Raw genomic sequence first — 14095 nt, 5'->3', positions numbered from 1 at the left:
CGTCAACCCCTGAGGCGTCGACATCCGCCGGCGTCGACCTCCGAGGCGTCGACCCCCGAGGCAGAGCGAAGCTCGACGTCCAGGCGGTTCGGACGCCGAGGTGTAGTCCAGAGGAAGCTCGCCGACGGGCACCGACACGAGCCCGCGGAAGCCACCGCCCTGGCGGGGGCGACGAGCGGGGCCAACCGCCCCCGCTTACCCGACCGCGGTCTTGAGAGCGTCGCCTAGCGCGCTCGCCTCGTCGGCGGTGAGCTCGACGACGAGCCGGCCGCCACCCTCGAGCGGGACACGCATCACGATCCCCCGCCCCTCCTTGGTGACCTCGAGCGGACCGTCACCCGTCCGCGGCTTCATGGCCGCCATCGGTGCACCTCTTCCTGCCGTCGGACGTACGTCTGCCGACGATTATCCCGTAGCCGGGGCAGCAAACCGAAACACGGCCCTCCGCAGAGCCACAACGGTCGACGCAGCCTCCCCACCGATCTGCCAGGTCAGACCCGACGCCGACTGGTAGGTCCGGTGACGCGGCAGGGCGAAGATAGATCAACTGCGGCTCAGGCGTAGGCCGGGGTCGAACGGTATGTAACGGATGCCCGGTTTGAGGGTAGATCGGCGGACTGGTAGGCGCATCAAACAGGCGCCTGGGGCGGCTCAGGCGAGCATGCGGGTCGGCTAGACCAGCGGGGGCTGCGAGCCGGTCGGCGAGTAGGTCTCCGTGGACGTCGTGCCCGCCGCCGGCGCAGCCGTCGGCAGGTCCGTATGCGCGAACGTGGCCAGCCGGACCAGCTCCTCGTCGCGGCGAGCCAGCTCCTCGTCCCGCCAGGCCAGCTCGCCGGCGAGCCTGGCGAGCAGCGCGTCCACCTCGGCCATCCGGTAGCCGCGGAAGGCGAGGTTGAGCCGGACGTCGGCGACCTCCTGCGCGCCGACGGGGCCGGTCGCGGGCAGGCCGGTCGGCACGGCGTCGGGCGGCGCGGGCGCCATCCGATCGAACCAGCCGACAGCGAGCGCCGCGACCGCGAAGACCACCACGGCGATCACGAGGACCTCGATGACGAGTACCACACCCCGATCGTAGCGGGCGGTCTGGCAGGCTCGGGGGGTGTCTCGTGACGTCGCCGCGCCCGCAGGTCCGCCCCAGGCCGCCATCCAGGCGGCAGCGGGTCCCGAACGGCGGCCAGGGCCGCTGCGGCTCGGGACCCGGGTGTTCGGGCCGACCGAGACGGTCGTCATGGCGATCGTGAACCGGACGCCGGACTCGTTCTTCGACCGCGGCGCCACCTACGGCGAGGCGGAGGCCCTGGCCGCCGTCGACCGGGCGATCGCCGAGGGCGCGGGGATCATCGACATCGGCGCGGTCAAGGCCGCCCCCGGCGGCGAGGTCAGCCCGGCCGAGGAGCTGCGCCGCATCGGCGGGTTCGTCGCCCGGGTGCGCGCCGCCCACCCGGACGCGGTGATCAGCGTGGACACCTGGCGGGCCGAGGTCGGCCGCGTGGTGGTCGGCGAGGGAGCGGACCTGCTGAACGACGCCTGGGGCGGGGTGGAGCCGGAGCTCGCCGAGGTCGCGGCGGAGGGCGGCGTGGGCCTGGTCTGCACACACGCCGGCCACCTGCCGCCGCGGACCCGCCCGCACCGGCTGAGCTATCCGGACGTCGTCGCGGACATCGTGGCCACTACCCGCGCGCTCGCCGAGCGTGCCGTCGCGGTCGGGGTACGTCCGGATGCGGTGATCATCGATCCGGGGCACGACTTCGGTAAGAACAGCCGGCATTCGCTGGAGGCGACCAAGCGGACCGATGAGCTGGTCGCCACCGGATGGCCGGTGCTGATGGCGATGTCGAACAAGGACTTCGTCGGTGAGGTGCTCGACACGATCGTCGAGGAACGCCTCGAGGGCACCCTCGCGGCTACCGCCGTCAGCGCCTGGCTGGGCGCCCGCGTCTTCCGGGCCCACCAGGTGGGAGCGACCCGTCGCGTCCTGCGCATGGTGGCGGCGATCCGCGGCGACGCCGACCTGGCCGTCGCCCGCCGCGGCGTGGTCTGAGCCCTAGTCGACCGGAGGGGCGGAGGCCTCGATGGCCTCGTCGGGCGTGGGTACGGCGGTGTGGTGGGCCTCGACGGCGGCTTCCAGGAAGTCGAGCGCCTCGGTGACGGTCGTGGCCCAGCGCAGCAGGCTACGGGCGTCGGGGCGGACGAAGCCGCGGTCGACGAGGCCGTCGACCAGCGTGTGCAGGTGGGCGAAGACCCCGTCGGGGTCGCACACGACGATCGGCTTGGCGTGCATGCCGAGCATCGCGGCGACCCACACCTCGAACAGCTCCTCGAGCGTGCCGAGACCGCCGGGCAGCGCGAGGAAGGCGTCCGCCCGGCCATCCATGATCGCCTTACGTTCCCGCATGGTCTCGGTGATGATCAGCTCGTCGGCGTCGGTGTCCGAGACCTCCAGCTCCAGCAGCTTGCGCGGGATCACCCCGAGGGTGTGCGCGCCGCCGGCGCGGGCGCCGCGCGCGACCGCCCCCATGCAGGAGATCGAGCCGCCGCCGGAGACCAGGTCGTGGCCCCGGGCGGCCAGCTCCGAGCCGACCTGCGCCGCGAGCAGCACGTAGCCGGGGTCGATCCGCTCGGACGACGAGCAGAAGACGCAGAGTCTCACAGGGCACACAGCCTCATAGGGCTACCCGGCCCTGGCCGTTCGCCGGGGGCGTGGGCCGCATCCCACCCGGGGACGCCGTGCCCTCGACGACCAGCCGGACCGCCTCATCGACGTCGTCGGTGAGCGAGACCAGGTCCAGGTCGGTCTCCTTGATCCGTCCGGTCGCCCCGACCGTCGACCGCAGCCAGTCCAGCAGGCCACGCCAGTAGTCGGTGCCCAGCAGCACCACGGGGAACCGGGTCACCTTGCCGGTCTGTACCAGGGTGAGCGCCTCGAAGAGCTCGTCGAGCGTGCCGAAGCCGCCCGGCAGGCAGACGAACGCCTCGCCGTACTTCACGAACATCGTCTTGCGGACGAAGAAGTAGCGGAAGCTGACCCCGAGGTCGACCCAGTCGTTGAGCCGCTGCTCGAACGGCAGCTCGATGCCGAGCCCGACGGACAGGCCGCCGGCCTCCTGCGCGCCCCGGTTGACGGCCTCCATCGCGCCGGGGCCGCCACCGGTGATCACGGCGAAACCGGCGTCGGCGAGGGCGCCACCGAGCCGGCGGCCCACGGCGTAGTCGGGGTGGTCGCGCGGCACCCGGGCCGAGCCGAACACGGTCACTGCCCGCGGGAGGTCGGCGAGCAGGCCGAAGCCCTCGACGAACTCGCTCTGGATGCGCAGCACCCGCCACGGGTCGGAGTGGACGAAGTCACCGGAGTCCTGGTTCGCCAGCAGCCGTTGATCGGCGGTGGAGTGGCGGACCTGACCGCGCCGGGCTATCTGCGCGCCACGCCGCTGTTCCGGCGGCGGTGACGACTGGCGGTCCGTGTCGGGCTCGCCCTGGCTGCGCCCCGCGGGTACGGGCGTGCCGAGCACGTCCGCGGTGTGGGGCGGCGCGGCCGGCTCACCGGGCTGGAAGGGTGTCACCCCGGAACCATAGGCCACGCGCATACTGGACCCGCGGGGCCGGTCAGCACGGCGCAGGTTTGACATATGAGATAGATCACATAAATCGGCGTCACCGGGGGCGGCCCGCTCCGAGGCCAGCCACCGCGGCCCCACCGCCAATCCCGCCGGTCACGCGCCAGCGGTGAGGTAGGCCCGCAGGACGCGCTCGGCCTCGTCGACCAGCGCAAGCTCCACGTACTCGTCGCGGGTGTGGGCGAGGTTGGGATCCCCGGGACCGTAGTTCACGGCCGGGATGCCAAGGGCCGCGAAGCGGGCGACGTCCGTCCAGCCGTACTTCGCCCGCGGGGTGCGTCCGGTGGCCGCCACGAAGGCGGCCGCCGCCGGCGCGGCCAGGCCGGGGGGCGCTCCGCCCACGCTGTCGGTCAGCTCCAGCTCGTACCCGGTGAGCACCTCGCGGACGTGCGCGAGGGCACCGGCCTCGTCCCGGTCCGGCGCGAACCGGAAATTGATCGTCACCTCGCACCGGTCCGGGATGACGTTGCCGGCCACCCCGCCCGAGATGCGCACGGCGGACAGGCCCTCCCGGTACTCGCATCCGTCCAGGACCACCGCGCGGGGCTCGTACGCGGCGAGCCGGGAGAGCAGGTCGCCCGCGCGGTGGATGGCGTTGTCGCCAAGCCAGGACCTGGCCGAGTGGGCGCGGCGGCCCGGCAGGGCCGCCACCACCCGCAGCGTGCCCTGGCAGCCCGCCTCGATCTCGCCGGCGGTCGGCTCCATGAGGACCGCGAGGTCGCCGTCCAGCCAGTCGCGATGCGCCGCGGCGAGCCGGCGCAGCCCGTTGTGGGCCGCCGCGACCTCCTCGTTGTCGTAGAACACCCAGGTCAGGTCGTGCGCCAGGCTGGCCGGCGGCACGGTGGCGGCCAGGTGCAGCATCACGGCGACGCCCGCCTTCATGTCGGACGTGCCGCAGCCGAAGAGCCGGCCACCGTCGAGACGGGCCGGCAGGTTCTCGGCGACCGGGACCGTGTCCAGATGGCCGGCGAGCACCACCCGGCTGGGCCGGCCGAGACGGGTGCGCGCCACGACCGCGTCGCCGTCCCGGTCGACGCTCAGGCCGGGCAGGCCGGCCAGCGCCTTCTCGACCGCGTCCGCGAGCGGCCCCTCGCCGCCGCTCACCGACTCGACGTCCACCAGCGCCCTGGTCAGCTCCCCGGGCGGCGCCGCGATGTCCAGCTCCATGGCCGCACCCTAGCCAGGGTCTCCGGTCAGGTGGCGACGCCGTGCTCGCGCAGGACGTCGTTGAGGGCCAGCTTGTCGTGGATCTCGCCCTCGGCGAGGACGCGCAGCACGAGGATGCACGGCATCGCGAACTCGCCGCCGGGGAAGCTCTTCATCTTGCTAGAGCCGACCGCCACCGCCCGCTCCGGGATCTCGCCGCGCGGGTACTCCTCGCCGGTGGTGGCGTCGAACACATGCGTCGAGGAGGTCAGGATGGCGCCGGCGCCGAGCTTCGCGCCCCGGCGGACCCGCGCGCCCTCGACGACCATGCACCGGCTGCCGATGAACGCGTCGTCCTCGACGACGACCGGCACGGCGTTCGGCGGTTCGAGCACGCCGCCGAGGCCGACCCCGCCGGAGAGGTGGACGTTGCGGCCGACCTGCGCGCACGAGCCGACGGTCGCCCAGGTGTCCACGAGGGTGCCGGAGTCGACGTAGCCGCCGATGTTGGTGTAGCTCGGCATGAGCACGGCGCCGGGCGCGATGTGGGCGCCCCAGCGGACGATCGCGCCCGGGACGACGCGGACGCCGTCGAACCGGGTCTTGAGCGGCACCCGGTCGTGGTACTGGAAGGCGCCGGCCGCGGACTCGACCATCGGCAGCACCTTGAAGGACAACAGGATGGCCCGCTTGGCCCGCTCGTCGACGACGATCGCGCCGCTGGCCGCGATCTGGGCGACCCGGGCCTCGCCCGCGTCGATGGCGTCGACGGCCGCGACCACGGCCTTGCGGGCGTCGGCGTCGCCCGGGTTCAGCTCCGCCCGGCGCTCCCAGAGCTCGTCGACGACCGGGTCAAGCGGAGAGGCGAAGGATTCAGAGGTGCTCACCCGACCGACCCTAATCGGCCTGGCCGCGGGAGCAGGCCGAGGAGGTCGAAGGCATCCGGCCGAAGATCCCGCCGAAAAGCCGGCAGCCGCGTGATCACCAGGTGATCACGCGGCTGCTGCCGAGAAGGTCCGTCCTCAGCGGATGTCGGGTGGCTCCGCCGGCCAGGTGGGGTCGGGAGCTGACGGGTTCCCGTAGGTGTCGGCGAGACCGGCGATGTTGTCGAACACCGGTGAGGCCTGCCGGTTCCCCGGCTGCTGGTTCCCCGGCTGCTGGCCGTCGGCCCGCTGGTCGAAGGCCGAGCGACCCTGGTCCGGGTATCCCTGGTCCGGGTATCCCCGCTGGCCGTATCCGGCCGGTTGGCCAGGTTGGGCATATCCCGGCCGGGGCGGACCGGATCCGGGAGCGCCGTACCCGCGGCCGGACGCCGGTACCGGCCCGGGCGAGCCCGAGCCGAACGCCCCGGAGTGGCCCGGCTGCTGTTGCTGCTGCTGGTTGGCCGGCGACGCCTGCCCGGCGGGCGGGTACGCGTACCCCCCGGTACGCAGACCGCCCGTCGGCGGGCCGGACTGCCGTGGTGGCGGCAGCATGGCCATCCGCTCAGGCACCGTCGCGACCTGGGCGTCCGGCGCGGTCAGCGCGACCCGGACATGGTGGCGACCGGCCTCGCCGTAGAACGTGCCGGGCGCCACGAGCACGCCGACGCTGGCGAGGGCGTCGACGGTCGCCCAGGCGTCCTCGCCGCGGGTGGCCCAGAGGTACAGGCCGGCCTCGCTGTGCTCGATCGTGAACCCGGCGACCGCCAGCGCGGCGCCGAGGACGGTACGCCGGTTGACGTACCGGGCCCGCTGGTCGGCCACGTGCATGTCGTCGGCGAGCGCCGCCGTCATCGCGGCCTGAACCGGGTCCGGCAGCATGAGACCGGCGTGCTTGCGCAGCTCGAGCAGCTCGCGGACCAGCGCCGGGTCACCGGTGACGAACCCGGCGCGGTAGCCGGCCAGGTTCGACCGCTTCGACAGCGAGTGCACCGCGAGCAGGCCCTCGTGCGAGCCGCCGCAGACGTCCGGGTGCAGCACCGAGACGGCGCGGGACTCCCAGCCGAGCTCGATGTAGCACTCGTCGCTCGCGACGATCGCGCCGCGCTCCCGCGCCCACGCGACCACCGCCCGCATCTCGTCGATGCCCAGGCAGCGGCCGGTCGGGTTGGACGGGGAGTTCAACCAGACCAGCGCCACGCCGTCCGCCGGCCCGTAGACGGGTTCGCAACGGGCGAGCAGCGCCCCGACCTCGTACGTCGGGTAGGCCGGTGTCGGCACCCAGACCCGGTCTCCAGGCCCCAGGCCAAGCTGGCCCGGGAGCTGGGCGACCAGCTCCTTGGTCCCGATCACCGGCAGCACCGCCGACGGGTCGACGAGCACCCCGAGCCGCCGGGCCAGCCAACCCGCCGCCGCGTCGCGCAGCCGCGGGGTGCCCCACGTCAGTGGGTACCCCGGCGAGTCCGCGGCGGCGGCCAGCGCCTGCTGGACCACCGCCGGCACCGGGTCGACCGGAGTCCCGACGGACAGGTCGACCAGCCCGTACGGGTGCTGGCTGGCCTTCTCCTTGTACTGGGCAAGGAGATCCCACGGGAAGTCAGGCAGCCGGACCTTCGACCGGGCTCGCCGGCCGAAGACCGCGGCGGGATGTGGCATTCGGGAGGATCCCGGCGCCCCCGCTTCCCCGCTCAGTGCTCACCCTGCGGCGCCAACGCGGCGACAACAGGCGGGTCGTGGTCCAACGCACCGACCTTCGACGCGCCCCCGGGCGAACCCAGTTCCTCGAAGAAGTTGGCGTTGATGTCGGTGTACGGCTTCCACTGGTCGGGCACATCGTCTTCGTAGTAGATGGCCTCAACCGGGCAGACGGGTTCACATGCACCGCAGTCGACGCACTCGTCAGGCTGGATGTAGAGCATCCGACCGCCTTCGTAGATGCAGTCGACCGGGCACTCCTCGATGCAAGCCCTGTCCTTGACATCGACACAGGGCTCGGCGATGACGTAGGTCACCGGATGTTCCTCCTCGGCTCACGGGCGACTGAGTCCTTAGTATCGACCTCGACCGTTCCGTGTCGACAGCAAGGGCGTTCGCTAGTCGTGTATGTCGTCCGCATCACTCGGGCCGACATCGGCGCGCGGGTCGTGATCCGGCGCCGCATCGCGGGGCCGGTGCCGCTGACGGACGTTATCGGAACCCTCCAGGCATGGACAGCCGGGGTCCTGACCGTCGTGCACGCGAACGGCGAGATCATCAGAGTTCCTGAAGGCGAGCTCGTAGCGGCCAAGGTCATTCCTCCGCCGCCTATCCGCAGGTCACGGCCCGATCGACGGCAGAGCCCCTCCCAGATCGCCGAACTGGGAGGTCTGCCGGTAGGTCAGCGCCAGGGTAGGTCAGCGGACGGTTTCGAGCGACCAACGCGGACTCCGCCGGTCGCGGGAACCGACCAGGGAGCGACCCCCGGCCCGGACGCCCAGGATCCGGACGCCCAGGATGTGGAGGCCCGCCCATGAGCGCCCGCAGCCGAGCCCGGTTCGCAGATGTCGTGCGCCGGACACCGATCGACCTCGCGCTCGCCTGCCAGCTGATCGCCGCCGAGGCCGAGCCGGACGCGGAGGCGGCCGATCTGCTCGGCGCGCTGGACCGCCTCGCCGACGAGGCACGCCCGGTGCTCGCCGCCAAGACCACTCGCGCCACGGCCTCCGGCGCCACCCCTGGCGGCTCCGCTGGAGAGCTGGGCGGCGGCCCGGACCCGATGGACGTCGCCGAGGCGTTGCACGAGGCGCTGGGCCAGCGGGCCGGTTTCGCCGGCCTCAGCAGCGACTACGACGACCTGCGGGCCTCCCTGCTGCCATCGGTGCTGCGCCGCCGGCACGGCCTGCCGATCGTGCTCTCGGTCATCTGGCTCGATGTCGCCTCCCGGCTCGGCGTGCCGGCCTACCCGGTCGGGCTGCCCGGCCACGTGGTGGTCGCGCTCGGCACCCCTAGGGAGAACGTCCTCGTCGACCCGTTCGCCGGCGGCCGGCGGATCACCGTCCACGACGCGGCGGCCCGGGTCCGAGCCGCCGGGGTCCCGTTCAGCCGCGCGCAGCTCGCGCCGATGAGCTTCGAGGACCTGCTCGCCCGGGTGCTCGGCAACATCCGGGTACTGGCCGCCCGCACGGACGCCACCGCGACCCGGCTCTGGGCCGTCGAGCTGTCGCTGCTGCTCCCCCACCACCCGGCCAGCCTGCGCCGGGAACGCGGCGAGCTGTTGATCCGTCGCGGCGAGTTCCTCAGCGGCGCGCACGATCTGGTCACCTTCGCCGACGCGGTCGAGGTCGCCGAACCCACCGCCGCCGCGGCGGCCCGCTCAGCGGCCATCTCCGCCCGAGCCCGCCTCAACTAGGGAACCGCTGCGCCCAGGAGCCCAGGGCTCCCCGGAGAACCAGCTAGGGCATGGGCGGAAAGGCGGTCAGGCCACGGCGGCTGGGGCGCAGCACGGCCACCAGGAGGGGGGCCACCACGCCCACGCCCATGAACAGGTAGGCGGTGGAGGAGGCACGCAGCATCAGGTCGCCCTCGCCCCGCGTGGAGCCCAGCGCGAGCACGACCGGCGTCCAGCCGATCAGCATGATGCACGCGCCCAGCCGCGTCCCCGTCAGCCAGCGCACCAGGATCGGGACCCCGACGTTGCCGACGACGACGAGCAGCAGGCCAAGGGACAGCAGCGTGCCGCCCGGCCGCGGGCCAGCCGGCACCGCGGCCACCCCGTAGACACCCAGGACGACCCCCGCGAGCAGGCCGAACGCGTAGGCGCAGCCGAGGAAGAGCCGGGACGGCTCCGCGCGCTGGTCGACCGACGACGTGCCCAGCCCCGTCACCCTCGCCGCCACCGAGTCGGCCAGCCGGCCCGCGCCACCCGCGCCGGACGCACCGGGCGTCGGCGGGCGCGGACCTGTGCTGGGACGAGGCATACCTCGACAGTAGCGCCGGCTCGCGGTGCACCCCGATGCCGGACGCCGGCTCCCGACGGCCCCACGGCGCGCCAGGGCACACCGTGCGGCCCCGCCGGGGCTACACCCCGGGGCCCCCGCCTACAGCTCGAGGCCCGCGAACAGGTCGGTCTCCTGACCGGCACCGGCCGCGTCGGCGTCGGCGTCGGCCGCAAGGGTGTCGTGGCTCAGGGCGCCGCGGGTGAGGATGTAGTGGTCGATCCCGAACGCCTCCTGGCCGACGCCGTCGGCCAGCGCGAAGAAGAACCCGTCGACGGCGATCTGGGTCTGGTGCGCCCGCATCGCGGCGAGCTTGGCCGCGAGGAACGTCGGCGCCTCGACCCGGGTCGTGATCTGCTCGTCCGGCACCCCCATCGGGATGTCGTCGGCGCTCAGCGCGCCGTGGAACGGGCTGTTCTCGTCCTGGGCGAAGTACTCGACGCCGCGCTCGACGAACGACTTCGGTACCGCCGTCTCATACAGCTTCGACGGCGCCCATGCCGATCCGGCCTCCGGAGCGAAGGCCGGATCGGCCGCAGCGGTGAACGCGGCGACCGTGATCTGGTGCGCCCGGATGTGGTCGGGGTGGCCATAGGCGCCGTTGGCGTCATAGCTGACCAGCACCTGGGGGCGCACCTCCCGCACGATCCTGACCAGCTCGACCGTCGCCTCGGTGAGGTCGGCCTGCCAGAGACAGCGCGGATCGTCGTTGCCGGGGGTGCCCATCATCCCGCTGTCGCGGAACCGGCCGGCGCCGCCGAGAAAGCGGTGGTCCGTGAGGCCCAGCGCGGCGCAGGCCCGCTCCAGCTCGCCGATCCGGTAGCCGCCGAGCTGGTCGCCGAGATCGCTGCGCAGGTTCACCAGCTCTGGGGCGAGCACCTCGCCGAGCTCGCCAAGCGTGCAAGTGACCAAGGTCACATGAGTGTCGAGGCGCGCGGCGTACGCGGCGATCGTGATCCCGGTAGCGATCACCTCGTCGTCGGGATGGGCATGGACGAACAGCACCCGGCGCGGCGGCAGCCCCGCCGGCGCGGCCACAGGTGCCTCGCTCATGCCGCGGCCCCGTCGTAGCCGCCAGGGTTTCGCCGCTGGAACTCCCAGGCGTCCTGGCACATCTGGGCCAGGCCGCGGCTGGCGCGCCAGCCGAGCACCTCGGCGGCGTGCGCCGGGTCGGCGACCAGCTCGGCCACGTCGCCGGCGCGGCGCGGGACCACCCTGTACGGCAGCTGCCGCCCGCAGGCGGCGCTGAACGCGTCCAGCAGCTGGCGCACCGACGTCCCGGTGCCGGTGCCGAGGTTGACGGCCCGGAAGCCCGGGGCGGCGCCGGCGTGCTCGAGCGCCGCCCGGTGGCCCTCGGCGAGGTCCATGACATGGATGTAGTCGCGCACGCCGGTGCCGTCCGGGGTCGGGTAGTCGTCGCCGAACACCGACAGGAACTCACGCCGCCCGATCGCGACCTGCTGCAGGTAGGGCATCAGGTTGTTCGGGACGCCGCGCGGATCCTCGCCGAGCAGCCCGGACGGATGCGCTCCGACCGGGTTGAAGTAGCGCAGCGCGGTGACCTGCCAGTCCGGCTCGGCGACGCACAGGTCGGCCAGGATCTGCTCGCACATCCACTTGGTGCGCGCGTAGGGGTTCGTGGGCCGGGCCGGCGCGTCCTCTCGGATCGGGATGACGTCGACGTCGCCGTGGATGGAGCAGGACGAGGAGAAGATCAGCCGGCGGGGGCCGTGCTCGCGCATCGCCTCGACGAGCCGCAGCGTCGCGTTGATGTTCGTGTCGTAGTACTCGACCGGCATCGTCACCGACTCGCCGACCGCCTTGAGCGCGGCGAAGTGGACGACCGCCGCGACCGGCGTCGCGGAGAGCACCTTCCCGAGGGCGGCGACGTCACGGGTATCCACCTCGACGAACTCCAGCTCGCCTGCCGCCGGGCCGGCGACCTCCCGGATCCGGTCCACGGCCCGCGCCGAGCTGTTGACGAAGTTGTCGACCCCGATCACCCGGTAGCCGGCCGTCAGCAGGTCCACGCACGTGTGCGACCCGATGAACCCCGCCGCCCCCGTCACCAGCACCGTCTCACCTGGCGTCGCGCCCACAGCCCACCGTCTCCCTGGTCTGGAGTCCGGCGGCGTCGTTGCGCACCGGACGGCGTCGATGTCCGACCCCGACCGTACCGATCGAGCGCCCGGCCTAGACGGCCGCCCGGCGGCGAGAGCGGAGCTTCTCGCGGTCCTGGGCGGCGAGCGCGACCTTGCGGATCCTGACCGTCGCCGGGGTGACCTCGACGCACTCGTCCTCGCGGCAGAACTCCAGCGCCTGCTCCAGCGTGAGCTGGCGGTACGGGGTCAGCCGGACCAGCTCGTCGCCGGTCGACGAGCGCATGTTGGTGAGCTTCTTCTCCTTGGTCGGGTTGACGTCCATGTCGTCCGCCCGGGAGTTCTCGCCGACGATCATGCCTTCGTAGACGTCGATCATCGGTGGGACGAACATCGTGCCGCGCTCCTGCAGGTTGAACAGGGCGTAGGCGGTCGTCGGGCCGGAGCGGTCGGCGACCATCGAACCGGTCGCCCGGGTGCGCAGCTCGCCGAACCAGGGCTCGTAGCCCTCGAAGACGTGGTGCAGCAGGCCGGTGCCCCGGGTCTCGGTGAGGAACTCGGTGCGGAAGCCGATCAGGCCGCGGGCGGGCACCAGGTACTCCAGCCGGATCCAGCCGGTGCCGTGGTTGATCATCTGCTCGAGCCGGCCCTTGCGCAGGGCGAGCAGCTGGGTGAGGGTACCGAGGAACTCCTCGGGCGCGTCGATCGTCAGCCGCTCGACCGGCTCGTGCACCTTGCCGTCGATCACGCGGGTGACGACCTGCGGCTTGCCGACGGTCAGCTCGAAGTCCTCCCGGCGCATCAGCTCGACCAGGACGGCGAGCTGCAGCTCGCCACGGCCCTGTACCTCCCAGGTGTCCGGCCGCTCCGTCGGCAGCACCCGGATCGACACGTTGCCGACGAGCTCCGCCTCCAGGCGCGCCTTGACCAGGCGGGCGGTGAGCTTCTTGCCGGACTTGCCCGCCAGCGGCGAGGTGTTCACGCCGACGGTCATGCTGATCGACGGCTCGTCGACGGTGATGATCGGCAGCGGGCGCGGGTCCTCGGGGTCCGCCAGCGTCTCTCCGATGGTGATGTCGGGAATGCCGGCGATGGCGATGATGTCGCCGGGGCCCGCCTGCTCCGCCGGGGAACGCTCGAGGGCCTGGGTCATCAGCATCTCGCTGATCTTGACCCGCTCCTGGGTCCCGTTCGCGCGGCAGAGCATCACCTGCTGGCCGCGGCGGATCGTGCCGTTGTGCACCCGGCACAGCGCGAGCCGGCCCAGGTAGGGCGAGGCGTCCAGGTTCGTGACCAGCGCCTGCAGCGGCGCGTCCTCGACATAGGTGGGCGCCGGGATGGTCTCCACCAGCAGGTCGAACAGCGGCTTGAGGTCCGGGGAGTCCGGGCTGTCACCGTCGGCGGGGCGGGTGATCGACGCCCGGCCGGCCTTGGCGTTGCAGTAGATGATCGGGAAGTCGATCTGCTCCTCGTCGGCGTCGAGGTCGAGGAACAGCTCGTAGGTCTCGTCGACGACCTCGGCGATCCGGGCGTCGGAACGGTCGACCTTGTTGATGACCAGGATCACCGGCAGCCGGGCGGCGAGCGCCTTGCGCAGCACGAACCTGGTCTGCGGCAGCGGGCCCTCGCTGGCGTCCACGAGCAGCAGCACGCCGTCCACCATCGCCAGGCCCCGCTCGACCTCGCCGCCGAAGTCGGCGTGGCCGGGGGTGTCGATGATGTTGATGGTGATGTCGCCGTAGCGGACCGCGGTGTTCTTCGCGAGGATCGTGATGCCCTTCTCGCGCTCGAGGTCCATCGAGTCCATGACCCGGTCGGTGAGGTCCTCGCTCGCGTGCGCGCTGAACGCGCCGGACTGGCGCAGCATCGCGTCGACCAGGGTGGTCTTCCCATGGTCGACGTGAGCGATGATCGCGATGTTGCGAAGGTCGCCGCGGCTGCGGACGACGCCGGTGGGAGTGGCGCTGGTGTGCTCGGTGCTGGTCAGCACGGTGGTGGGCTCCGGGGCGGACAGGGGGCGCTCGACCCCGAGATGATCGTTACGAGGAACGCCCGGATCCGATGACGGTGGCGCGCAACCACGGTCCGTCGTGTCATGGTCCGTCGGTTCAGCGCCCGCCAGGCGTGCCGACAGCCCGGGCGGATCCCGGACCTGCCAGATCGACTCCGCAAGCTCCGTCGATCCGGCAGGAACCCCGGGTCCGGCCTCGGGCGTCCCTTCCATGGTACGGACTCCCACGGCGGCATTACGCCCGGCGAGAGCCTGGACACCCACCCGCCGACGAGATTTCAACAACAGTACGACGCGAGTCCTTGGGAAAAGCGAATGCGAGCCGACGCGA

General features: G+C 72.7%; 15 protein-coding genes. 3 read left to right on the top strand and 12 right to left on the bottom strand.

The window, feature by feature from the left end; genetic code table 11:
- Positions 1 to 195: 195 nt before the first annotated feature.
- Positions 196 to 363, bottom strand: a complete 168-nt coding sequence (locus FRCN3DRAFT_RS51230; protein WP_007511639.1) for a DUF3117 domain-containing protein — start codon at positions 361 to 363, stop codon at positions 196 to 198.
- Positions 364 to 672: 309 nt separating this feature from the next.
- A complete protein-coding gene (locus FRCN3DRAFT_RS43730; protein ID WP_051466789.1) occupies positions 673 to 1062 on the bottom strand; it encodes a DivIVA domain-containing protein in 390 nt (129 codons plus the stop codon).
- Positions 1063 to 1099: 37 nt separating this feature from the next.
- Here FRCN3DRAFT_RS43730 and folP point away from each other — a divergent pair, with 37 nt between their 5' ends.
- The gene (gene folP / locus FRCN3DRAFT_RS0210180) at positions 1100 to 2041 is read left to right on the top strand and encodes a dihydropteroate synthase (RefSeq protein WP_483414347.1); all 942 of its coding nucleotides are present in this window, start codon (positions 1100 to 1102) and stop codon (positions 2039 to 2041) included.
- Positions 2042 to 2044: 3 nt separating this feature from the next.
- Here folP and FRCN3DRAFT_RS0210175 read toward each other — a convergent pair whose 3' ends face one another.
- From FRCN3DRAFT_RS0210175 to fdxA, 6 genes are all read right to left on the bottom strand, one after another.
- Positions 2045 to 2650 (bottom strand): LOG family protein, encoded by a 606-nt coding sequence (locus FRCN3DRAFT_RS0210175; RefSeq protein WP_007511631.1) that lies wholly within the window; start codon positions 2648 to 2650, stop codon positions 2045 to 2047.
- Positions 2651 to 2663: 13 nt separating this feature from the next.
- Entirely contained in the window at positions 2664 to 3560 is an 897-nt protein-coding gene (locus FRCN3DRAFT_RS0210170) for an LOG family protein (protein ID WP_232793994.1), read from the bottom strand.
- Positions 3561 to 3710: 150 nt separating this feature from the next.
- Positions 3711 to 4781, bottom strand: a complete 1071-nt coding sequence (gene dapE / locus FRCN3DRAFT_RS0210165) for a succinyl-diaminopimelate desuccinylase (protein WP_007511628.1) — start codon at positions 4779 to 4781, stop codon at positions 3711 to 3713.
- 26 nt (positions 4782 to 4807) lie between these two features.
- A complete protein-coding gene (locus tag FRCN3DRAFT_RS0210160; protein WP_007511626.1) occupies positions 4808 to 5647 on the bottom strand; it encodes a 2,3,4,5-tetrahydropyridine-2,6-dicarboxylate N-succinyltransferase in 840 nt (279 codons plus the stop codon).
- A gap of 135 nt (positions 5648 to 5782) precedes the next feature.
- Positions 5783 to 7336, bottom strand: coding sequence for a succinyldiaminopimelate transaminase (gene dapC / locus FRCN3DRAFT_RS43725; protein ID WP_007511624.1), 1554 nt, complete (start codon positions 7334 to 7336; stop codon positions 5783 to 5785).
- A 32-nt stretch (positions 7337 to 7368) separates the two neighbouring features.
- Positions 7369 to 7692: a ferredoxin gene (fdxA, locus tag FRCN3DRAFT_RS0210150; protein ID WP_007511622.1), complete on the bottom strand. Its 324-nt coding sequence runs from the start codon at positions 7690 to 7692 to the stop codon at positions 7369 to 7371.
- Between the two features lie 3 nt (positions 7693 to 7695).
- On the opposite strand from fdxA, the gene FRCN3DRAFT_RS57620 reads away from it, so the two are divergent.
- Together FRCN3DRAFT_RS57620 and FRCN3DRAFT_RS0210145 are read left to right on the top strand one after the other, a co-directional pair.
- A complete protein-coding gene (locus tag FRCN3DRAFT_RS57620) occupies positions 7696 to 8193 on the top strand; it encodes a putative acetyltransferase (protein WP_007511620.1) in 498 nt (165 codons plus the stop codon).
- The gene (locus tag FRCN3DRAFT_RS0210145) at positions 8190 to 9068 is read left to right on the top strand and encodes a transglutaminase family protein (RefSeq protein ID WP_007511617.1); all 879 of its coding nucleotides are present in this window, start codon (positions 8190 to 8192) and stop codon (positions 9066 to 9068) included. Before FRCN3DRAFT_RS57620 ends, FRCN3DRAFT_RS0210145 begins: the two co-directional genes overlap by 4 nt.
- Positions 9069 to 9111: 43 nt before the next feature.
- Here FRCN3DRAFT_RS0210145 and FRCN3DRAFT_RS56045 read toward each other — a convergent pair whose 3' ends face one another.
- From FRCN3DRAFT_RS56045 to typA, 4 genes are all read right to left on the bottom strand, one after another.
- On the bottom strand, positions 9112 to 9636 hold the full coding sequence (locus tag FRCN3DRAFT_RS56045; protein WP_027140435.1) for a DUF6113 family protein: 525 nt from the start codon (positions 9634 to 9636) through the stop codon (positions 9112 to 9114).
- A gap of 120 nt (positions 9637 to 9756) precedes the next feature.
- Positions 9757 to 10707: an N-acetyl-1-D-myo-inositol-2-amino-2-deoxy-alpha-D-glucopyranoside deacetylase gene (gene mshB, locus FRCN3DRAFT_RS0210135; RefSeq protein WP_035924594.1), complete on the bottom strand. Its 951-nt coding sequence runs from the start codon at positions 10705 to 10707 to the stop codon at positions 9757 to 9759.
- The gene (gene galE / locus FRCN3DRAFT_RS0210130; protein WP_007511612.1) at positions 10704 to 11753 is read right to left on the bottom strand and encodes a UDP-glucose 4-epimerase GalE; all 1050 of its coding nucleotides are present in this window, start codon (positions 11751 to 11753) and stop codon (positions 10704 to 10706) included. Before galE ends, mshB begins: the two co-directional genes overlap by 4 nt.
- Positions 11754 to 11847: 94 nt before the next feature.
- Positions 11848 to 13743 (bottom strand): translational GTPase TypA, encoded by a 1896-nt coding sequence (gene typA, locus FRCN3DRAFT_RS0210125; RefSeq protein ID WP_007511610.1) that lies wholly within the window; start codon positions 13741 to 13743, stop codon positions 11848 to 11850.
- Between the last annotated feature and the right edge of the window lie 352 nt (positions 13744 to 14095).

Origin of the sequence: Pseudofrankia saprophytica, from assembly GCF_000235425.2 — a bacterium.
GTDB lineage: Bacteria > Actinomycetota > Actinomycetes > Frankiales > Frankiaceae > Pseudofrankia > Pseudofrankia saprophytica.
The sequence above is the reverse complement of the archived record's forward strand: the minus strand, read 5'-3'. Positions and strand labels throughout refer to the sequence as shown.